General features: G+C 66.0%; 22 protein-coding genes. 9 read left to right on the top strand and 13 right to left on the bottom strand.

Annotation, left to right across the window (positions count from 1 at the left end):
• Window positions 1-104 precede the first annotated feature (104 nt).
• The gene (locus WI560_RS30680) at window positions 105-722 is read right to left on the bottom strand and encodes a class I SAM-dependent methyltransferase (protein WP_375306149.1); all 618 of its coding nucleotides are present in this window, start codon (window positions 720-722) and stop codon (window positions 105-107) included.
• A 41-nt stretch (window positions 723-763) separates the two neighbouring features.
• Window positions 764-1,354, bottom strand: coding sequence for a polyhydroxyalkanoate synthesis repressor PhaR (phaR, locus tag WI560_RS30675; RefSeq protein ID WP_028139066.1), 591 nt, complete (start codon window positions 1,352-1,354; stop codon window positions 764-766).
• A gap of 317 nt (window positions 1,355-1,671) precedes the next feature.
• Here phaR and WI560_RS30670 point away from each other — a divergent pair, with 317 nt between their 5' ends.
• The 4 genes from WI560_RS30670 (at window position 1,672) to WI560_RS30655 (ending at window position 5,146) form a co-directional block, all read left to right on the top strand.
• A complete protein-coding gene (locus tag WI560_RS30670; RefSeq protein WP_257196917.1) occupies window positions 1,672-2,850 on the top strand; it encodes an acetyl-CoA C-acetyltransferase in 1,179 nt (392 codons plus the stop codon).
• A gap of 264 nt (window positions 2,851-3,114) precedes the next feature.
• Window positions 3,115-3,840 carry an acetoacetyl-CoA reductase gene (gene phbB, locus WI560_RS30665; RefSeq protein ID WP_028139064.1) on the top strand — a complete coding sequence of 242 codons (726 nt, stop codon included), beginning with the start codon at window positions 3,115-3,117 and terminating at the stop codon, window positions 3,838-3,840.
• A 164-nt stretch (window positions 3,841-4,004) separates the two neighbouring features.
• On the top strand, window positions 4,005-4,874 hold the full coding sequence (locus WI560_RS30660) for a DMT family transporter (protein ID WP_375306148.1): 870 nt from the start codon (window positions 4,005-4,007) through the stop codon (window positions 4,872-4,874).
• Window positions 4,874-5,146 (top strand): hypothetical protein, encoded by a 273-nt coding sequence (locus tag WI560_RS30655; RefSeq protein ID WP_375306147.1) that lies wholly within the window; start codon window positions 4,874-4,876, stop codon window positions 5,144-5,146. Before WI560_RS30660 ends, WI560_RS30655 begins: the two co-directional genes overlap by 1 nt.
• Window positions 5,147-5,191: 45 nt before the next feature.
• Here WI560_RS30655 and WI560_RS30650 read toward each other — a convergent pair whose 3' ends face one another.
• Together WI560_RS30650 and gloB are read right to left on the bottom strand one after the other, a co-directional pair.
• On the bottom strand, window positions 5,192-5,614 hold the full coding sequence (locus WI560_RS30650) for a cupin domain-containing protein (RefSeq protein WP_375306146.1): 423 nt from the start codon (window positions 5,612-5,614) through the stop codon (window positions 5,192-5,194).
• A gap of 37 nt (window positions 5,615-5,651) precedes the next feature.
• Window positions 5,652-6,419 carry a hydroxyacylglutathione hydrolase gene (gene gloB, locus WI560_RS30645; protein ID WP_375306145.1) on the bottom strand — a complete coding sequence of 256 codons (768 nt, stop codon included), beginning with the start codon at window positions 6,417-6,419 and terminating at the stop codon, window positions 5,652-5,654.
• A gap of 108 nt (window positions 6,420-6,527) precedes the next feature.
• On the opposite strand from gloB, the gene WI560_RS30640 reads away from it, so the two are divergent.
• Window positions 6,528-7,271 (top strand): class I SAM-dependent methyltransferase, encoded by a 744-nt coding sequence (locus WI560_RS30640; RefSeq protein WP_257178750.1) that lies wholly within the window; start codon window positions 6,528-6,530, stop codon window positions 7,269-7,271.
• A 57-nt stretch (window positions 7,272-7,328) separates the two neighbouring features.
• On the opposite strand, the gene WI560_RS30635 is transcribed toward WI560_RS30640, so the two are convergent.
• From WI560_RS30635 to WI560_RS30615, 5 genes are all read right to left on the bottom strand, one after another.
• Window positions 7,329-8,111, bottom strand: coding sequence for a DUF4167 domain-containing protein (locus WI560_RS30635; RefSeq protein ID WP_375306144.1), 783 nt, complete (start codon window positions 8,109-8,111; stop codon window positions 7,329-7,331).
• 463 nt (window positions 8,112-8,574) lie between these two features.
• Complete coding sequence (gene prmC / locus WI560_RS30630) at window positions 8,575-9,456, bottom strand: peptide chain release factor N(5)-glutamine methyltransferase (protein WP_375306143.1); 882 nt, start codon at window positions 9,454-9,456, stop codon at window positions 8,575-8,577.
• Between the two features lie 3 nt (window positions 9,457-9,459).
• Window positions 9,460-10,545 carry a peptide chain release factor 1 gene (prfA, locus tag WI560_RS30625; RefSeq protein ID WP_257178740.1) on the bottom strand — a complete coding sequence of 362 codons (1,086 nt, stop codon included), beginning with the start codon at window positions 10,543-10,545 and terminating at the stop codon, window positions 9,460-9,462.
• 57 nt (window positions 10,546-10,602) lie between these two features.
• A complete protein-coding gene (gene ptsP / locus WI560_RS30620) occupies window positions 10,603-12,870 on the bottom strand; it encodes a phosphoenolpyruvate--protein phosphotransferase (protein WP_257178739.1) in 2,268 nt (755 codons plus the stop codon).
• Window positions 12,871-13,138: 268 nt separating this feature from the next.
• Window positions 13,139-14,395: an aspartate kinase gene (locus WI560_RS30615; RefSeq protein ID WP_375306142.1), complete on the bottom strand. Its 1,257-nt coding sequence runs from the start codon at window positions 14,393-14,395 to the stop codon at window positions 13,139-13,141.
• 147 nt (window positions 14,396-14,542) lie between these two features.
• Here WI560_RS30615 and WI560_RS30610 point away from each other — a divergent pair, with 147 nt between their 5' ends.
• From WI560_RS30610 to WI560_RS30600, 3 genes are all read left to right on the top strand, one after another.
• Entirely contained in the window at window positions 14,543-15,010 is a 468-nt protein-coding gene (locus tag WI560_RS30610; RefSeq protein WP_028139054.1) for a PH domain-containing protein, read from the top strand.
• 14 nt (window positions 15,011-15,024) lie between these two features.
• Window positions 15,025-15,792 (top strand): bifunctional 2-polyprenyl-6-hydroxyphenol methylase/3-demethylubiquinol 3-O-methyltransferase UbiG, encoded by a 768-nt coding sequence (ubiG, locus tag WI560_RS30605; RefSeq protein ID WP_257178736.1) that lies wholly within the window; start codon window positions 15,025-15,027, stop codon window positions 15,790-15,792.
• A 171-nt stretch (window positions 15,793-15,963) separates the two neighbouring features.
• On the top strand, window positions 15,964-16,863 hold the full coding sequence (locus tag WI560_RS30600; protein ID WP_375306141.1) for an EamA family transporter: 900 nt from the start codon (window positions 15,964-15,966) through the stop codon (window positions 16,861-16,863).
• Here the strand turns inward: WI560_RS30600 and WI560_RS30595 are convergent.
• Genes WI560_RS30595 through WI560_RS30580 form a run of 4 tightly spaced genes read right to left on the bottom strand, consistent with a single transcriptional unit; the run spans window position 16,860 to window position 19,334 of the window.
• Window positions 16,860-17,342: a DUF1178 family protein gene (locus tag WI560_RS30595; protein WP_375306140.1), complete on the bottom strand. Its 483-nt coding sequence runs from the start codon at window positions 17,340-17,342 to the stop codon at window positions 16,860-16,862. The genes WI560_RS30600 and WI560_RS30595 overlap by 4 nt on opposite strands.
• Window positions 17,339-18,217, bottom strand: a complete 879-nt coding sequence (locus WI560_RS30590; protein WP_375306139.1) for a carbon-nitrogen hydrolase family protein — start codon at window positions 18,215-18,217, stop codon at window positions 17,339-17,341. Before WI560_RS30590 ends, WI560_RS30595 begins: the two co-directional genes overlap by 4 nt.
• The gene (gene grxC / locus WI560_RS30585) at window positions 18,214-18,489 is read right to left on the bottom strand and encodes a glutaredoxin 3 (RefSeq protein WP_375308951.1); all 276 of its coding nucleotides are present in this window, start codon (window positions 18,487-18,489) and stop codon (window positions 18,214-18,216) included. Before grxC ends, WI560_RS30590 begins: the two co-directional genes overlap by 4 nt.
• Window positions 18,490-18,536: 47 nt before the next feature.
• Window positions 18,537-19,334, bottom strand: a complete 798-nt coding sequence (locus WI560_RS30580; RefSeq protein ID WP_375306138.1) for a ComF family protein — start codon at window positions 19,332-19,334, stop codon at window positions 18,537-18,539.
• A gap of 199 nt (window positions 19,335-19,533) precedes the next feature.
• Between WI560_RS30580 and WI560_RS30575 the strand changes: the two genes are divergently transcribed.
• Window positions 19,534-20,403 (top strand): methyltransferase domain-containing protein, encoded by an 870-nt coding sequence (locus WI560_RS30575; RefSeq protein ID WP_375308950.1) that lies wholly within the window; start codon window positions 19,534-19,536, stop codon window positions 20,401-20,403.
• Window positions 20,404-20,450: the final 47 nt, after the last annotated feature.

Raw genomic sequence — 20,450 nt, 5'->3', positions numbered from 1 at the left:
CCGCAATTTCCCCTCGTCATGCCCGGGCTTGTCCCGGCCATCCACGTTCTTCTGAGGACGCCGTGGTGCGTGGATGGCCGGGACAAGCCCGGCCATGACGGGAGCTATCTGCGCTTCCGAAACCGGCTGAACTGAAACGCCTGCGTCGAATCCCACGGCGTCTGGTGCATCTCGCTGCGCGTCTCGATCAGCTCGAACTCCGGCCCGAGCTCGGCTGCGAGGCTGGCGCTGTCATGGCGCTGCACCGGCAGGCCGCTGCATTTCTCCGGACCATCGGGCGCAAAGGTCGCGATGATGACGTGGCCGCCCGGCGCAACCGCCGACCGCAGGCGTTCGACGTAAGCCGCCCTGTCGCGCGGGTCGGTCAGGAAGTGGAACGCGGCGCGGTCGTGCCAGACCTCGTAGTTCTTCGCCGGCTGCCAACTGGTGGCATCGGCAACGATCCAGTCGACCATCGAAGCGGCTGCGCCGATGCGCTTCTTCGCCGCGTCAAGCGCATGGGCGGAAAGATCCAGCACAGCGACGTCGCGATAGCCGTCCGCCAACAGCGCATCGACCAGACGCGAAGCGCCGCCGCCGATATCGATGATGGCCGATCCGCGATCGGGATTGCTCGCCCGGATCATCGCGAGCGAGGTCGATGGGCTATCCTGAAACCAGCTGACCTCGTCCTCGCCCTTGGTGGCGTAGACGCTGTCCCAATGGGAGCTTCGGTCGGACATCCTGTATTCTCCGGCTCAATCGGGTGCCGGGACGAAGGAAGCTACTCCTCCTTCTTCGACATCCGCTCCAGGCGCTCCTGCATTTCCTTCATCTGCTGGCGCAAATCGTCGATGTTGCTGTCCTTCGGCGCTTCGGCATTCGCTTCGGACTCCGCCTCGGCGGCGGTCGCCGGGCGCGGCGGGACGAAGGGCTTGAACATCGAGAAGGTCTGCTGGAACAGCTCCATGTTGCGACGGACTTGTTCTTCCAGGGGAGCAAAAGGAGTGCCGGACAGCGTGTTGGCGATCTGCTTGCGGAACTTCTCTTGCTCCTGGGTCAGGGTCGCGATCGACTGCTCCAGATATTTCGGCACCACCATCTGCATGCTGTCGCCGTAGAAGCGGATCAGCTGGCGCAGGAAGGTGGTCGGGAGCAGGTTCTGGCCCGCCTTGTTCTCCTGCTCGAAGATGATCTGGGCCAGCACCGAGCGGGTGATGTCGTCGCCGGTCTTGGCGTCATAGACCAGGAAATCCTCGCCTTCCTTGACCATCGCGGCGAGATCTTCCAGCGTCACGTAGGTGCTCGTTCCGGTGTTGTAGAGCCGGCGGTTCGCGTATTTCTTGATGGTGGTGGGTTGGTCTGATTTCGCCATGGGCTCTCACTTGCAAGCGCGGAGAACGGGAACCCGGCGGGCCATGCCGCAGGGCGGGAAGAGTACGCAACGCAACAAAATAAGCATTTTCAAAGGGGTCACGCTACCGTTTTGTGCGGCACGGTTAATCGCAGAGCAAAATCTTGCTTGCGAAAGCGCCAAGAACGCTATTTTGAATGCGCTGCGGCATGAATTCGGTCGCCGGCCGATTGACATGCCTCAACGACGTTAACAGGATGGCTCACGACACTGGCGAGCTGTTTTCGTAAAGCCCCGCCTGCCCCCATTCAAAGAACCACAAGCCTCAGGAGATGCCCATGTCAGACGATGTCGTCATCGTCAGCGCCGCCCGCACCCCGGTCGGTAGCTTCAACGGAGCGTTCGCGACCCTTCCCGCCCACGATCTCGGCGCCATCGCCATCAAGGCGGCACTGGAGCGCGGTGGCATCGAGCCCGGCCGGGTCTCGGAGGTCATCATGGGGCAGATCCTGACCGCAGCCCAGGGCCAGAACCCGGCCCGGCAGGCCTCGATCGGCGCTGGCATCCCGGTGGAAAGCCCGGCCTGGGGCGTCAACCAGCTTTGCGGCTCGGGCCTGCGCACGGTTGCGCTCGGCTACCAGGCGCTGCTCAACGGCGATTCCGAGATCGTGGTTGCCGGCGGCCAGGAATCCATGAGCATGGCCCCGCACGCGCAGTATCTGCGCGGCGGCGTCAAGATGGGCCCTGTCGAGTTCGTCGACACGATGATCAAGGACGGCCTGTGGGATGCCTTCAATGGCTACCACATGGGCAACACCGCCGAGAACGTCGCGCGGCAGTGGCAGATCACCCGCGCCCAGCAGGACGAGTTCGCGGTGGCCTCGCAGCAGAAGGCCGAGGCGGCGCAGAAGGCCGGCAAGTTCAACGACGAGATCGTCCCCGTCACCATCAAGACCCGCAAGGGCGACGTCGTCGTCAGCGCCGACGAATATCCGCGTCATGGCGCAACGCTCGACGCGATGGCCAAGCTCCGTCCCGCCTTCGAGAAGGATGGCACGGTCACCGCAGGCTCTGCATCCGGCATCAATGACGGCGCGGCCGCCGTGGTGCTGATGACCGCCAAGCAGGCGGCCAAGGAAGGCAAGAAGCCGCTGGCGCGAATCGTCTCCTGGGCGCAGGCCGGCGTCGATCCCAAGATCATGGGCTCGGGCCCGATCCCGGCTTCGCGCGCCGCGCTGAAGAAGGCGGGTTGGAATGTCGGCGATCTCGATCTGATCGAGGCCAACGAAGCCTTCGCGGCTCAGGCCTGTGCCGTCAACAAGGACCTCGGCTGGGACACCTCCAAGGTCAACGTCAATGGCGGCGCGATCGCGATCGGCCATCCGGTCGGTGCGTCCGGTGCGCGCGTGCTGGTGACGCTGCTGCACGAAATGCAGAAGCGCGATTCGAAGAAGGGTCTCGCCACGCTGTGCATCGGCGGCGGCATGGGTATCGCGATGTGCATCGCGCGCGACTGACGATGGCTGACGTGCAGCTTGCGCGCAGTTTGCGGGTGCGCTGCACACCTCAGTGAGTGCGTTGCACGCGACTAAAAAGGCAGCGGCTGCAAATCAAATATTCTTCGCAATCGCGCAGGCCTCGACTAAATACAAACGCCCGGCTCGACGCCGGGCGTTTTGTTCTTGATGTCCGTCAAACCAACCGCATAATCCAACGTTAAAAAACGATCACGTCAGAAACGTCCGAGAGTCCAAGGAAGAGTCCAAGGGAAGGAATACGACATGGCACGTGTTGCATTGGTCACGGGGGGTACGCGGGGCATCGGTGCTGCGATCAGCAAGGCGCTGAAGGCGGCCGGCTACAAGGTCGCGGCGAGCTATGCCGGCAACGACGCGGCGGCGGAGAAGTTCAAGGCCGAGACCGGCATTGCCGTCTACAAATGGGATGTCAGCAGCTTCGAGGCCTGCGCCGAAGGTGTGAAGAAGGTCGAGGCCGATCTCGGGCCGGTCGAGGTGCTCGTCAACAATGCCGGCATCACCCGCGACACCGCCTTCCACAAGATGACGCTCGAGCAGTGGAACGCCGTCATCAACACCAATCTCGGCTCGCTGTTCAACATGACGCGCCAGGTCATCGAGGGCATGCGCGCGCGCAAGTTCGGCCGCATCATCTCGATCTCGTCGATCAACGGACAGAAGGGGCAGTTCGGCCAGGTCAATTATTCCGCGGCCAAGGCCGGCGACATCGGCTTCACCAAGGCCTTGGCGCTGGAGAATGCCAAGGGCGGCATCACCGTGAATGCGATCTGCCCCGGCTACATCAACACCGAAATGGTGCAGGCGGTGCCGAAGGACGTTCTGGAGAAGAACGTGATCCCGCAGATCCCGACCAACAGGCTCGGCGAGCCCGAGGAGATCGCGCGCGCGGTCGTGTTCCTCGCCGCCGACGAATCCGGTTTCATCACGGGATCGACGCTGACGGTCAACGGCGGCCAGTACATGGTGTGATGCGTCGGCATCACATGCGATCATATCGGTAACTCCGTCATGCCCGGGCTTGTCCCGGGCATCTTGCCCTGTCATTCCGGGGCGCCGCGCCAGCGGCGAACCCGGAATCTCGAGGTTCCGGGTTCGGCTCTTCGAGCCGCCCCGGAACGACGAGGCTCCCTGAAATGACTCCCCGCACCGCCACGCTGATCGGATTGACCGCGATCCTGATGTGGTCGCTGCTCTCGGTGATGACCGTGGCGACCGGAAAGATCCCGGCGTTCCAGCTCGCCGCGATGACCTTTGCGATCGGCGGCCTGGTCGGCCTGCTCACCTGGATCGGCCGTGGCGACGCCGCGAAGAGCCTGCGTCAACCGCTGGTCGTCTGGGTCGTCGGCGTCGGCGGCCTGTTCGGCTATCACGCGCTGTATTTCCTCGCGCTGCGCTTTGCGCCGCCGGCCGAGGCCGGCCTCCTGAACTACATGTGGCCATTGCTGATCGTGCTGTTCTCGTCGTTCCTGCCCGGCGAGCGGCTCGCTTTGCATCACATCGTTGGCGCCGTGCTCGGCCTCGTCGGCACCGTGCTGCTGTTCGCCGGCAATACCTCCGGCTTCGCGCCGGGAGCGGTGCCGGGACTGATCGCGGCCTTCATTGCTGCATTCGTCTGGGCAGCCTATTCGGTGCTGTCGCGCCGTTTGAAGGCGGTGCCGACCGATGCGGTCGCCGGCTTCTGCCTGGCCACAGCCTTGCTGGCCGCGATGATGCATGGCCTGCTTGAGACCACGGTGTGGCCGGAGACGGGCTTGCAATGGCTCTCCGTGATCGCGCTCGGCATCGGTCCCGTCGGCGCCGCCTTCTACGCCTGGGACATCGGCATGAAGCGCGGCGACATCCGCGTGCTCGGCGCCGCCTCCTACGCGACTCCGCTGCTCTCGACCGGCTTCCTCATCGCCGCCGGCTTCGCCAAGGCCAGCGCCAACATCGCCCTCGCCGCGATCCTGATTGCCGGCGGCGGTCTGATCGCTGCCAAGGACATGGTGCTCAGGAAGCGGTGATGCGCTCGATCACGGTCCCGCTGACAATGTTGATCGGACTCGTCTGCGCGAGCGCGTCGGCGCAAATGGGCGCGACCGCTGAGACCTTTACAGGCATGCATCGGAACGAGAGCATCGGTGGTCGCCCCGAGACGGCGACGATAACCGACGGAAAATCCTTCATCCGACTGACAGAGGAGCAGTATCGGACCGGTCATTATCGGCCGGCCTACGAAACGCTTCCGACCAGGATCGTTCGTCGATTGCACCTGAGGAAAGACGGCAAGGACTAGGGTGTCGAGGGAACGTGGAGTGGCGGTCGACAGGGCCGGTTTGACCTACGGCTCCCAGCCCTTTGGAGCGAGCTCGAAGCCAGCGAACTCGAACGCGGGTGCGACGGTGCAGCCGACCAGGGTCCATTCGCCCGATGTTTCCGCCATCTGCCATGCATGCGCCGGCACGATCGCCTGCGGCCGCTCGCCGCCGGCGAGGTCGGTGCCGAGCCGCACCTCGTGCTGGGAGCAGCCGTCACGGGCGATGCGCAGCATCAAGGGGTTGCCGGCATAATAATGCCAGGTCTCGACCGCATCGACGCGATGCCAGTGCGAGCGCTCGCCGCGGGCGAGCAGGAAGTAGATCAGCGTCGAGCGCGAACGGCCGTTGGCGTCGGTGGCCTTGTCGCGAAATGTCTCGCGATAATGGCCGCCCTCGGGATGCGGCCGCAGTTCAAGGCGCGCGATGATCTCGGCTGCGGTCGGCATCGAACCCCGTGAGGATCTGTGCGTCAGGACTTGCTTTTCAGGATTTATTCTTGCGCTCGCGCAGCTCGCCGAACACTGCGGCGGCATCGGCGCCCTTCATGTGCAGCTTGGCGGCGACCTGTGGCTCGTCGGCGCGCAGGAAGACGTTGGCGCGTTTCTCCTCGCCCAGCAGCGTCGGAATGGTCGGCCTGTTCTCGGCCCGCAGCTTCGCCACCTCCGCCGCGCGGGCCTGCAGCGCCGCATTGTCGGGCTCGACGGTCAGCGCGAACCTGACGTTGGAGGCCGTGTATTCGTGGCCGCAATAGAGCTTGAAGTCGTCGGGCAGGGCGCGCAGCTTCAGAAGCGAATCCCACATCATCGGATAGGTGCCTTCGAACACGCGGCCGCAACCGATCGAGAACAGCGTGTCGGCGGCGAAGACCGTCTTCTCGGTGTCGAACACGTAGGAGACGTGGTCGAGCGTGTGGCCGGGCGTCTCCAGGACGCGTGCCAGCAGATTGCCGATCTTGACCACGTCGGCATTGGCCACACGCAGGTCGACGTTCGCGATTGCCGTGGTCTTGTCGTGCGGCGCGACGACGCGGCAATTGTATTTGGCCTTGAGCTCGGCGACGCCGCCGACATGATCGCCGTGATGATGGGTGATCAGGATGTCGGTGAGCTGCCAGCCCTCGCGGTCCAGTGCCTTCAGGATGGGGCCGGCCTCGGGCGCGTCGATCGACGCCGTCGCCTTGGTCTCCACATCGTGGATCAGATAACCGAAATTGTCGTTTAAACAGGTGAAAATACGAATTTCGGCGGCCATGTCATCTCCATCGGGCTCAGCCCCGCCAGACAAATATGGCGTTAACGTTGCGCAGGCAATGCAATATTCCGCGCGCAGGCGCAGCCCTGCGCATGTTACATTGCGGTCATGACCATCGACGTCGTCGACCTCCGCGAGTTCTATTCGCGCCGCCTCGGGATCGTGGCGCGACAAATGATCAATCGCGGCATCAGGGAGCGCTGGCCGGGCGCGGAGGGCCAGCGCGTGCTCGGCCTCGGCTATCCCACGCCCTATCTGGGGTTGTTCCGCGAGGACGCCGAGCGCTGCATCGCCTTCATGCCGGCGGCCCAGGGCGTCCTGAAATGGCCGACGGGACGGCCAGCGCTGGCCTCGCTGGTCGACGAATTCTCGTTGCCGCTTGCCGACGCCGCGGTCGACCGCATCCTGCTGGTTCACGCGCTGGAGATGTCGGACGATCCGGCCGCGCTGCTGCGCGAGGTGTGGCGCGTGCTGTCGCCCTCGGGCCGCGTGATCGCCGTGATCCCGAACCGGCGCGGGGTGTGGACCCGCACCGACAGCACGCCGTTCGGTCACGGCCGGCCCTATTCGCGCTCGCAGATCACCGATCTGTTGCGCCAGACCTGGTTCACGCCGACCGCGTGGGGCGAGGCGCTGTTCATGCCGCCCTATGCCGGCGGCTGGGTGCTGAGATCGGCACAGATGTGGGAGCGTGCCGGTGCGGCGCTGTCGCTGCCCTTTGCCGGCGTGCACATCGTCGAGGCCACCAAGCAGGTCTACCGCGCGATCCCCGCCAAGCGCGAGCGGGCGCGGCTGATTCCCTCGCTCGCCAAGCCGGTGCTGGTGCCGTCCTCGACGGTGACGCGCAGCTGAAAAAAATCGTCCCGGCGCGAGGCCGGGACGAGTTCGGATCAGAACAGCAGAAAGAGCTTACTCGCCGGGCGCGAGATCATCGCTCGAGGCGGCTGGCGCTGCCTCGCGCTCGGGGCGCGGGCCATGGGGCCGGCGCCGACGGCGCGGAAACCGTTCGCCACCGCCGCTACCCTCGAAGCCGGGCTGGCCACCATTTGCGCCGACATTCACCTGCGGCTGCGGGCCAGTGATGAAGGACGGCAGGCGATCGACACCGCCGGCATCGGCGATGACGGGCTGCGGCTGGTTCGCCGGCAGCGGCTGCGGCTGATATTGCGGCTGCGGGCGATGATCGCGCTCGCGATGCTCGCGCGGCTGGTGGTCGCGCTGATAGGGCTGCTGCTGGTTGTCGCGTGGCTGATGATCACGCTGGTGATGTTCGCGCTGGCCGTCGCGGTCGCGCGCGAAAGGCTGCTGCGGCGGCTGCGGCACGAAGCCCGGCTCCTGGCCGAAATTCGAGAAATTCTCGCCGTCGTCTTCATCGTCGCCGCTGGGGCTGCTGATGGGCTCGTCACCGCGCGGCTGCTGATTCTGGCGGAATTGCTCCTGCGCTGCCGCGATCAAGCGGAAATAATGCTCGGCATGCTGGTAGTAGTTCTCCGCCGCAACGGGGTCTCCGGAGGAGCGGGCGTCGCGCGCAAGCTGGAGATACTTTTCGGCGATGTGCGAGGCCGTGCCGCGGATCTTGATGTCGGGTCCGTTGGACTCGTAGACCCGGGTCATCGGGTTCTGGCTGCGCCGATTGTTGTTGTTATTGTTGTTGCGGTTGCGCATCCGCTGCTTGTTCTGACCGTTTCTCATGTCCTGCCTTTAATTCCAGCCCTAAAGGTTGCACGCATTACTGATTGCTAGGAGTGACCTGATGGCAGCGGTTTCACGTCGCACGCGCGCACCGCGCGCAAGAGCGGATCCAACCCTGCCGATGTTCGTCGACCGTCGCGTTCAACAAGGACGCGTTCCCCACCCGCCAGCATTGATCGCCAGCGAATCCATTCATTTTGCCTGCCGAAACAAGCCCAGCGGTGTTGCGTAAGTCTTCAAGCGCAATATCAGGCTTTCGTTCACGTTGCGGTCGGAGAGCAGCGCAGCTCCACTGGCTATCGCGCTTCACAGGACCTGCGGCTTGGAACCTATAATCAGTAAAGCTCTCGCCCGAGAGCCCGGCTTTCACCCGCAAGTCTACGGGGCCGGCACCGATGTGTTGATCGGAACGTAGTCGTTCCCAAGGGATATTCCAAGAGCTTTTTGCAGGCCAATCCGGCTTTTATGGGGGCATTTTTCGGGCCGAAACGGCCCGCGGAATGCCCGCCAGGTCTGCCTTGGGTGACCTGTCCATCGTTAACCCCGCTGTCGCCATCAGGGTTTCAATATTTCCCGCCTGGCCCCGGCCGGCCTCGACGATCAGCACCCCGCCGGGGGCGAGGCGCTCGCTCGCCTGCGGGATCAGGGCGCGGTAGGCGTCGTATCCGTCGTTGCCGCCATCGAGCGCCAGATGCGGATCGTGCTCGCGCACCTCAACGCTCAAGGTCGGAATTTCGGCCGAGGGGATATAGGGCGGGTTCGACACGATGAGGTCGAACGGGCCGCGGAGCGCTGCCGCATAGGAGCAGGCGACGAAAGCGGCGCGGCGGCCGAGGCCGAGAGCGACGGCATTGTCGCGCGCCGTGCTGAGCGCGGTCAGGCTGATATCGGTGCCGATGCCGAACGCATCGGGAATTTCGTGCAACAACGCGAGCAGGATCGCGCCCGATCCGGTGCCGATGTCGGCGATGCGCACAGGCGCCGCCGCTTTTCGCTCGCGAAGGATCTCGAGCGCAAGCTCGACCACGGTCTCGGTATCGGGGCGCGGGACCAGCGTTGCTTCCGACAGGCGAAACGGCAGGCCCCAGAATTCGCGTGTGCCGAGAATGCGCGCCACCGGCTCGCCGGCGATGCGGCGCCGTGCATGCTGGGTGAGTCGCGAGGCCTCGGCTTCGGTGAGCGGCCGGGCGGCCTGTGCCATCAGGCCGGTCAGATCGAGGCCGAGGACAGCGCCGACCAGGATGCGGGCGTCGAGCTCGGCCTCCTCGACCCCTGCCGATCTCAGCTGTCCGGCCAGCGAGCGCCGCGCGGTCTCGATGGATTGTCCGGCGAGGGGATTACTCACGCGTCACGCCGCCGCGCCTTGTGCAGCGAGCTGCGCGGCCTGGTGCTCGGTGGTCAGCGCGTCGATCAACTCGCCGAGCGCTTCGCCTGCGATCACCTGCGGCAGCTTGTAGAGCGTCAGATTGATGCGGTGGTCGGTGACGCGTCCTTGCGGAAAATTGTAGGTGCGGATGCGCTCGGAGCGGTCGCCGGAGCCGACCTTCTCCTTGCGTTCGGCCGAGCGCGCGGCGTCGACGCGCTGCCGCTCGGCGTCGTAGATGCGCGAGCGCAGGATGTTCATGGCGGAGGCGCGGTTCTTGTGCTGCGAGCGGCTGTCCTGCATCATCACCACGATGCCGGTCGGGATGTGGGTGATGCGGATCGCCGATTCGGTCTTGTTGACGTGCTGGCCGCCGGCGCCCTGCGCACGCATGGTTTCGATGCGCAGATCGTCGTTCTTGATGTCGACGTCGACGTCCTCGACCTCCGGCAGCACGGCGACCGTGGCCGCGGAGGTATGGATGCGACCCTGCGTCTCGGTGTCGGGGACACGCTGGACGCGGTGTACGCCGGATTCGAATTTCAGCTTGGAGAAGGCGCCGCGGCCCTGCACCTCCGCGATGATTTCCTTGTAGCCTCCGACGGTGCCTTCGCTTGCCGAGATCACCTCGACCTTCCAGCCCTGCAGGGCCGCGAAGCGCTCGTACATGCGGAACAGGTCACCGGCAAACAGCGAGGCCTCGTCGCCGCCGGTGCCGGCGCGGATTTCCAGCACCACGTTGCGGTCGTCCATGGCGTCCTTGGGCAGCAGCGCGACGCGGATCTTCTGGACCAGCTCCTCGATCTTCGGCGCCAGCTCGTCGCGTTCGGCTTCCGCCATGGCCCGCATCTCGGCATCGGTCGCGGGATCGGCGATCAGCGCCTCGGTGTCGGCGAGCTCCTTGACGGCGGAACGATAGGCCTTCACCGCTTCGATCAGCGGGGTGATCTCGGCGAGCTCGCGCGTGATCTGCACGTAGCGTTCGGAAGCCAGCTGCCCCAAGGATTCGGCCTCGAGCGAGGCGTGATGGGCGAGCAGGACGTCCAGTTTGGCTTCGGGGAGTGACGACATCGGTTCAGTCTCAAATGGCGGAAAGAGGCAAGGCGGCAGGAAGCGGCGGCAGGCCCGCTACAAGGCCAGGCCTTCGGCCTCGGCAAATTCCGTCAGCTTCTGCCGGATCGAGACGCTGCCGGCCGGCGCGTCAAGCAGCGGGCCGAGCATGGCTTCGGCCTTCTTCGCGTCGACATCGAGCACCATGGCCTTGACCGGGCCGAGGGCGGTCGCCGACAGCGACAGCGAGCGATAGCCGAGCGCAATCAGCGCCAGCGCGCCGATCGGCTTCGACGCCATTTCGCCGCAGAGCGAGAGCGACTTCTTCGCGGCATGGCACTTGTGCGCGATCTGGCGCAGCGCGCGCAGGATCGGCGCCGACATGGTGTCGAAGCGCTCGGAGACCTTGGCATTGCCGCGGTCGACCGCGAACAGGAACTGGAACAGATCGTTGGAGCCGACCGAGATGAAGTCGACTTTCCGCAGGAGCTCGTCGAGCTGATAGAGCAGGGCCGGCACTTCGACCATGGTGCCGATGTCGATTCGTTCAGGCAGCGTGTGGCCGTGCTGGCGCAAGTAAGTGAGCTCGCGCTCGACCAGCGCCTTGGCCGCATCGAATTCGGCGACCTCGGAGATCATCGGGAACATGATGCGCAGCGCGCGGCCGCCGCCGGCGCGCAGCAGCGCCCGGATCTGGCCGCGCAACAGGCCGGGGCGGTCGAGCCCGAGCCGGATCGCGCGCCAGCCGAGCGCGGGATTTTCCTCGATCACGGCCTCCATATAGGGCAGCGCCTTGTCGCCGCCGATGTCGAGGGTGCGGAAGGTGACGGGCTTGCTGCCGGCGGCATCCAGCACGGTGCGATAGAGCGCCAGCTGGTCGCTGGTGCGCGGCAGGCTCTGGCCCACCATGAATTGCAGCTCGGTGCGGAACAGGCCGATGCCGGCGCTGCCGGTGTCCTCGATATGCGGCAGGTCGATGGCGAGCCCCGCGTTGATCATCAGCTCGACCTTCTGGCCGTCCTTGGTGACGCAGGGGCGGTCGCGCAGCGCCAGATATTGCGCCTGGCGGCGGGCGCGGAAGCGCACGCGCTCGGCGAAGGCCGCTTCGACCTCCTGAGAGGGACGCACATAGATCGAGCCGGAGGTGCCGTCGACGATGATGGCGTCGCCGGGATCGGCGATGCCGGGCGCGTTCGGGACTTCGCCGACCGCGGGGATGCCGAGCGCGCGCGCCACGATCGAGACGTGGGAATTGGCGGTGCCTTCCTCCAGCACGATGCCGCGCAGGCGCTTGCGGTCGTAGTCGAGCAGCGCCGCAGGGCCCATCGCGCGCGCGATGACGATGGCATTGTCGGGCAGCTGCTCGCGTGAGGGCGCGTGGTCCTGGCCGACCAGCTGCCGCATCAGACGGTAGCCGAGATCTTCTAGATCATGCAGGCGGTCGCGCAAGTAGGGATCGGTCGAGCGAAGCATGCGCGCGCGGGTGTCGGATTGCACGCGCTCGACCGCGGCTTCCGCGGTGAGGCCGGTGGCGACCGCCTCGTGCAGCTTGTGCGACCAGCCCTGGTCGTTGGCGAACATGCGGTAGGCTTCCAGCACCTCGCGATGCTCGCCGCCCTCGGCGACGTCGCCGCGCTCCAGCATCCGGTCGAGATCGGCGCGCAGCTTGGCGAGCGCGGTGTCGAGCCGCTTGATCTCCTTCGGCAGGTCCTCGGCGATGTAGTCCTTGATGACAACGCGCGGCTCGTGCAGCACGACGTGGCCGAGCGCGATGCCCTCGGAGAGGATCGCGCCGACCTTCTGCGCGGAATGGCGCGCCGCCGGCTCCTGGCCCGGCTGCGCCAGCGCGGAGAGCTCGCCGGAGGCGATCAGCTCCGCCAGCACCATCGCGGTGGTCTGCAGCGCCTCGAGCTCTTCCTCGACATAATTGCGCTTGGCGCGGTTCTGCACCACCAGCACGCCGAGCGTGTTGCCGGCCCGCAGGATCGGCACGCCGAGGAAGGAATGGTAGATCTCTTCGCCGGTCTCGGGGCGGAACGAGAAGGCGGGGTGGCTTTGCGCGTCGCTCAAATTGAGCGGTGTCGCCTCGCTGGCGACGAGGCCGACCAGGCCCTCATGGGCGCTGAGCACGGTGTGGTGCACCGCCTCGCGGTTGAGGCCTTCGGTGGCGTAGAGCTCGAGCGTGTTGTCGATGCGCAGCACATAGACCGAGCACACCTCGGCCACCATGTTGGCGGCGATCAGCACCACGATCTTGTCCAGCCGCTCCTGGGCCGAGACCTGCTCCGCCATGGTTTCGCGGAGCCGTCTCAACAAGACGCGGGGACCTCCCGACGCGCTCCGCATGAACCGTCAATCTCCTCCGTCTGCCGGGGCCGAAAGGGGCCGCGGCTGCTCGCCCAATATCCAGAAAAACAACAAGTTTGCTCGTCCGGCGCCGGCTCAGGCGGTTGCCTCAGCCGAATCAGCACCGCCTGAACTGGGGCACAGTTTCCGGCAGCCCACCCTGTTCGCCGTATAGCGAATTGGGGCTTGTTTTGCCAAGCAAAACGCCTGCCAAACGCGAAAGTGTGGACACCTGCGCGTTTGCTGCGACCGCTAAGAGAAAATTCGTCTAGGCTTGGTCGAGACCGTAGAGCGTGTGCAGCGTGCGCACCGCCAGCTCGGTATAGGCGGCGTCGATCAACACCGAGAACTTGATCTCGGAGGTTGTAATGGCCCGGATGTTGATATTCCGCCCCGCGAGGGCCGAGAACGCCTGGGCGGCGACGCCGGCGTGGCTGCGCATGCCGCTGCCGATCACCGAGATCTTGGCGACGTCGGTGGCGGTATCGAGCCGCGCATAACCGATCTTGCCCTTGGCGGCGGTAATCGTGTCCTTGGCGCGGGTATAATCTGCCGCCGGCACCGTGAAGGTGAGGTCGGTGGTCTTGCCGTCCTCGGAGACGTTCTGCACGATCATGTCGACGTTGATGTTGGCATCCGCCAGCGGGCCGAAGATCGAGGCCGCAACGCCCGGCTTGTCCTCGATCTGGCGCACCGAGATCTGGGCCTCGTCCTTGGAGAAGGCGATACCGGTGACGACGTGGCTTTCCATGATCTCCTCCTCGCTGCAGATCAGCGTGCCGGGCGGCTGGTTGGCATGCGGGTCGATATCCTCGGGCTTGTCGAAGCTCGAGCGGACGAAGATCGGCATGTTGTGGACCATGCCGAGTTCCACGGAGCGGACCTGGAGCACCTTGGCGCCCTGCGAGGCCAGTTCCAGCATGTCTTCGAACGCGATCTTGTCGAGCCTCTTGGCCTTCGGCACGATTCGCGGGTCGGTGGTGTAGACGCCGTCGACGTCGGTGTAGATATCGCAGCGGTCGGCCTTGACGGCGGCGGCGACCGCCACGGCCGAGGTGTCCGAGCCGCCGCGGCCGAGCGTGGTGATGCGACCCGTCCTGGGCTCGATGCCCTGGAAGCCGGCGATGACCGCGACCTCCTTGCGCTCCTTGAAGCGCTTGATGATCTCGCTGCCGTCGATGTCCTCGATCCGGGCCGAGGCATGGGCGTCGCTGGTCTTGATCGGAATCTGCCAGCCCTGCCAGGAACGGGCCTGGATGCCCATGCCCTGAAGCACGATGGCAAGGAGGCCCGAGGTGACCTGCTCGCCCGAGGCGACGACGGCGTCGTATTCGCGCGCATCGTGCATCGGCGAGGCCTCGGTGCACCAGGCCACCAGCTCGTTGGTCTTGCCGGACATCGCCGAGACGACCACGGCCACCTCGTGGCCGGCGTCGACCTCACGCTTCACATGGCGTGCGACGTTGCGGATACGTTCGATGTTGGCGACGGATGTGCCGCCGAATTTCATCACGAGGCGGCTCATGACGACGCGTGCATTCCTTCATAAGGATCAGTATGGTGGCCCGCACTGGACGGGCCTGGCGGACACCGACCGCGCGTATACAGAGGGGCGGGGCCGGGGGCAAGCGGGTTCCTGCCGGCCAATCCGGGCAATGGGTTAATCGAGGTCATGGCGCGCTATATCGACGAGATCCTGCAGCCGGGCGAGCGGGTGCTGTATTCGACCAATGCGCACTGGATCTTCTATCTTCCGGCCATCCTGGCCTGGATCGTGGCCCTGGCGCTGTTCGTGTTGTCCCGGCAAACCATTGTCGAGGGGCTCATCCTGCTCTGTCTCGTCGCGTCCGGCCTGGTGGCGCTGGCCGCCCTGTACTGGACGGTGAAGGGCTGGTTCCATCGCTTCACCACCGAGACCGACGTCACCAATCTGCGGGTCGTGCACAAGACCGGCTTCATCAAGCGCCGCACCTTCGAAATGGCGCTGGACAAGGTCGAGAGCGTCGACGTCGACCAGACCATCCTTGGACGTATTCTCAACTACGGCGACGTGACGATTCGCGGCGTCGGCGAGGGCATCGAGACGATCAGGACCATCGCCTCGCCGCTCGCCTTCCGTAGTTCGATCACCACGCGGTAGGACCGCGCGCAACCATGAGCATGCAGCAAAATACTTCCGTCTCCGCCCAGCCGGGCTCGACCGTCGATGCCGCCGAGATCGCCAAATTCTCGAAACTCTCGGCGGAGTGGTGGGACCCCAATGGCAAGATGGCGCCGCTGCACCGGATCAACCCGCTGCGGCTCGGCTATATCCGCGATGCCGCCTGCCGCAAGTTCGAACGCAATGTGCGCAGCCTCAACTGCCTCGCCGGCCTGCGCGTGCTCGACATCGGCTGCGGCGCCGGCCTGTTGTGCGAGCCGCTGTCTCGCCTCGGCGCGCAGGTCATCGGCGTCGATCCCTCCCAGAGCAACATCGCCGCGGCGAAGCTGCATGCCGACAAGAGCCATCTTGCCATCGACTACCGCTGCACCACGGTCGAGGAAATCGACCCGCGCGAGCGCTTCGACATCGTGCTGGCGATGGAGGTGGTCGAGCACGTCGTCGACGTCGGCGTCTTCCTGAAGCGCTGCGCGGCAATGCTGAAGCCGAACGGCCTCATGGTGGTCTCGACGCTGAACCGCAACTGGAAGAGCTTCGCGCTCGCCATCGTCGGCGCCGAATACGTCCTGCGCTGGCTGCCGCGGGGCACCCACGAATGGAACAAGTTCGTCACCCCGGACGAGCTGACGAAATATCTGCTCGACAACCGTCTCGTCATCACCGAGCAAACCGGCGTCGTCTACTCACCCTTCGCCGACAAATGGTCGCTCTCATCGGACATGGACGTCAACTACATGGTGGTCGCCGAAGCGATGGTGTGAGGGGGCATGCGAGCTGCTTCTCCCCCAACGGTGTCCGTGCCTGCGTTCGCGGGATGACACCGAGTTTGTGGGGTGAGCATCGCACCCATGACGCCTGTGCGGTTGACCGCGCAGGTCTCAGCTTGCAGGTTGGTCGCATCCTTTCTGCCAAAGCGCCATTTACCCACCCCCATGCTCACCGTCGCCAGCCTCTGGATTCCCTTCACCATCATTGCTGCGCTCGGGCAGGTCGCGCGCAACGCGATGCAGCGGTCGCTCACGAAGCCGCTGGGCACCTGGGGCGCGACCAATATCCGCTTCCTGTTCGGCTTTCCGTTCTCGGTGCTGTTTCTGGGCGTGGTTCTGGTTGCGACCGGCGACCGTCTCGGCATGCCGCCGACTGTATTCTGGCCGTGGCTGCTGCTGGGGGCGCTGAGCCAGATCGTCGCCACCGGCCTGATGCTGCTCGCGATGAACGACCGCTCCTTCGTGGTGACGACGGCCTACCTCAAGACCGAGGCGATCCAGACCGCGATCTTCGGCTTCGTCTTCCTCGGCGATCACCTGACCTGGCTGAAGGTGCTGGCGATCGTGGTCGCGACCATCGGCGTCGTCATCACGGCGCTGCGGCCAGGCGGCGAGAAGGGCTTTGCGGAACTGAAGCCGACCATCACCGGCCTGGTGGCGGCGGCGGCCTTCGCGCTCTCCGCGGTCGGGTTTCGCGGCGCCATCATCAATGTGCCCGGCGTCTCCTTCGTGACCGCGGCGTCGGTCACGCTGGTGCTCGGCCTGTTCGTGCAGACGCTGATCCTGACGATCTACCTGCTCTGGCGCGCGCCGGACGTGCTGCGGGGAATCCTCAATCTATGGCGGCCGTCGATGCTGGCGGGCTTCACGGGCGCCTTCGCCTCGCAATTCTGGTTCCTGGCGTTCGCGCTGACGGCCGCCGCCAATGTCCGCACGCTCGCTCTGATCGAGGTGCTGTTCGCGCAAGCCGTGGCGTATTATTCGTTCAAGCAGCCGATCGCGCCGCGCGAGCTTGCGGGCATCGCGCTGATCGTGATCGGCGTGGCGGTGCTGGTGGGAGCTTAGTTCCGGTCTTCCGGCAGCGCCGGCAGCGGCGAGACCTCGATGCCCTCGTCGATCAGCGATTTCGCCTCTTCCGGCGAGGCCTCGCCGTAGATCGGACGGTGCTCCTTGTCGCCGTAATGCATCGCGCGGGCTTCGTTGGCGAAGCGCTCGCCGACATTGTCGGCGTTCTTGACGATGTGATCGCGCAGCTCCTTCAGCTTGGCGCGCAGCTCCTTCTCCTGCGCCATCAGCAGCGAGGTCGGACCTGACGGCGCGGCTTCGGGCGCGGCCGCAGCAATTGCTTCCGGCGGCGGCGTCGCGCGGCCGCGGCCCTTCTTGCCGACGATGCGCGGCGCCATGATCGCCTTCTCGACCTTGGCCGAGCCGCAGATCGGACAGGTCACCAGCTTGCGCTTGACCTGGGATTCGTACGCCGACGAGCTCTGGAACCAGCTCTCGAAATCGTGGTCCCGGTCGCAGCGGAGTGCGTAGCGGATCATGCCGATCCCCGAACGAGGTGCAGATGGTCCGGCCCTGCCTTGAGATCGGACACGCCGAAGCGGCGGCCGTGCTGGAGCGAGGGAATCGCGCGGCGCGCGGTCTCGACCTTGGCTGGATCGATCTCGGCCATGATGATGCCGGGCTCGACGTCGCCCTCGGCGAGGATCTCGCCCCAGGGATCGATGATCAGTGAATGGCCGTAGGTCTCGCGCTTGTTCTCGTGCAGCCCGGCCTGGGCGGCCGCGAAGATGAAGCAGCCGGTCTCGATCGCGCGCGCACGCAGCAAGATATGCCAATGCGCTTCGCCGGTCTTGCGGGTGAAGGCCGAGGGCACGGTGATGAAATAGGCGCCGCTCTCGGCCAGCGCGCGATAAAGCGCGGGGAAGCGCACGTCGTAGCAGATCGTGAGGCCCACCCGGCCCCAGGGCAGGTCGGAGATCACCGCGGTCTCGCCCGGCTGGTAATTGGCGGATTCGCGGTAACTCTCGCCGTCCGGCAGCTCGATGTCGAACATGTGGATCTTGTCGTAGCTCGCGAGCACATTGCCCTCGGGCCCGATCAGGAAGGAGCGGTTGACCGCCTTCTCCGGCGAAAAGCGCAGCGCCAGCGAGCCGACATGGAGATGGATCTTCAGCTCCTTGGCGAGCGCCCGGTAGGCCTTCAGCGAGCTGTCGTCCTCCTCGCTCTGCAAATGTTCGAACAGCGCCTTGCGGTTCAGCTGCATCATGTTGCTGACCTCGGGCGTCTGCACGTAGTCGGCGCCGTTGGCTGCCGCCTGCCGGATCAGCCTGGTGGCCTGTTCGAGGCTCGGCCCCGGCATCAGGCCGGTGCGCATCTGCACCATCGCGGCGGTGAACGTGCGGTTCTCGCTCATGAGCTGGCCTTCACGCCTTCGAGCATGCTGTCGAGCTTGCCTTCGCGGTCGAGCGCGTAGAGGTCGTCGCAGCCGCCGACATGAGTGCCGCCGATCCAGATCTGCGGGAAGGTCGAGCCCTGGCCGGCGCGGTCGTACATCTCGGCCCGCCAGGAAGGGTTCTTGGCGACGTCGAATTCGGTGAAGGCCGCCTTCTTGCGGGTCAGCAACGACTTGGCGGCGGAACAATAGCCGCAGCCCGGCCTGGTGTAGATCTCGACAGCAGCGTTCATCTTGTCGGGCGCTCTCATGTCATGAATTCATTGAATTATATGGGACTTTACCTGACCTCCACAACCCGGGCGAAGACCAGCACGTCAACCTGGGCGGCCTTGGCTCGCAGCAGGGCCCGCGCGCAGGCATCCAGCGTTGCGCCCGAGGTCAGGACATCGTCGATCAGGACAATGCGGCGGCCCTGGACCGCAGCCTGACGGTCGGAAGATACCTGGAATGCGCCTTGCATATTGGTGGAGCGCTGGGCCCGCGACAGGCCGATCTGCTGCTCGGTCGCGCGCACCCGCCGCAGCACGTCGCCCTGCACCTTCACCCCGCTCTGCCGCGCGATGATGCGCGCAAGCGCCCCGGACTGGTTGTAGCGGCGGCGCCAGGCCCGCCGCCAGTGCAGGGGCACCGGCACCAGCATGTCGGCGCCGGCCAGCAGCTCGCCACCCGCCCGCGCCATCCAGCGCCCCATGGCGGGCGCCAGATCGGTGCGGTCTTGGTATTTCAGCGCATGCACCAGTGTGCGCGCGACGTCGTCATAGCGCACCGCGGCGCGGGCGCGCATGTAGGCCGGCGGGCTCGCGATCGCCTCCATCGACAGCATGTCGGGGCCGGGATCATAGACGAAGGGAATGCCGAGCCGCGGGCAATAGGGCCGCTCGATGAACGACAGCCGGGCCCAGCACGCGGCGCAGACGCCCTCGCCGTCGACCGGCTCGCGGCAGGACACGCACAGCGTCGGCAACGCGATGTCGAGCGCGAGCCGAGCTGCCCGCGACAGCACGTGACGGCCGGCCGCCCACGCGGCACGAACGGGCGCGGCGATGGAGCGGGTCGGGGCGGCGTCGGCTTCCATGCGGGAAGGCTAGCGTTGCCCCCCGGATTGCTCAAGTCATGGTCTCGTGCCCCGGACGCAGCGCAGCGCCTCCGGCGATGCGCTGCAGAGCCGGGGCCCAGAGAGCCGCGCGCACAGATCCGTGGGTCCCGGCTCTGCGCAGCAGCGTTGCACGCTGCAGCGCGTCCGGGACACGAGAGAGGAGATTGCAATGTCCAGCATGATCGGCGTAACCAGCGGCATGGCGCCGACCCCGCAAATCCCGCTCGCTTTGTTCGACCGTGCTCTACTGCATGCGCGGCAGCGGCGTGCGCAGGCGCAGGGGGCCGTGAGCTTCCTGCTCGATCGCGTGGCCGAGGACATGTCGGACCGGCTGGCTGCGGTGATGCGGGAATTTCACGCGCCAGCCGATCTCTGGACGCCCGGCGAGGGGCTTGCGGGTTTACACGCGCGCCTGCCCTCGCTCCGGCACATCGCGCTCGACGCGGCCGGCGCGGAGAAGCTGCCGATCTCCCCGGAAAGCCTCGACCTCGTCGTCTCGGCGCTGGCGCTGCAATTCGTCAACGACCTGCCGGGCGTGCTCGCGCAGATCCGCCGCGCGCTGAAGCCGGACGGGCTGCTGCTCGCCGCCATGATCGGCGGCGACAGCCTGACCGAACTGCGCCAGGCCTTTGCCGCGGCCGAGGCCGAATGCGAGGGCGGCGTGTCGCCGCGCGTGGCGCCGTTCGCCGATTTGCGCGATATCGGCGCGCTGTTGCAGCGGGCGGGCTTTGCGCTGCCGGTCACCGACGTCGATCGCGTTGTGGTGCGTTACGCTAATGCGTTCGCCCTGATGCAGGATCTCCGCCGCATGGGTGCGGCCAACGTGATGATCGAGCGGCGACGCTCGCCGTCGCGGCGCGCGACGCTGCTGCGGATGGTCGAAATCTACGCCGAGCGCTTTGCCGATGCCGACGGCCGCATCCGGGCGACGTTCGACATCATCTGGCTCTCCGGCTGGGCGCCGCATGCGAGCCAGCAGCAGCCGCTGAAGCCGGGATCGGCGAAGGCGAGCCTGGCGGACGCGGTGAAGAAGGCGGGGAAAGAGTGATGTGTCCCGGACGCGCTGCAGCGTTCTTACGCTGCTGCGCAGAGCCG

This window comes from Bradyrhizobium sp. A11 (assembly GCF_042077125.1).
Classification (GTDB): domain Bacteria; phylum Pseudomonadota; class Alphaproteobacteria; order Rhizobiales; family Xanthobacteraceae; genus Bradyrhizobium; species Bradyrhizobium japonicum_B.
Note: the sequence above shows the minus strand (reverse complement) of the source record. Positions and strands in the feature narration are given on the sequence as shown.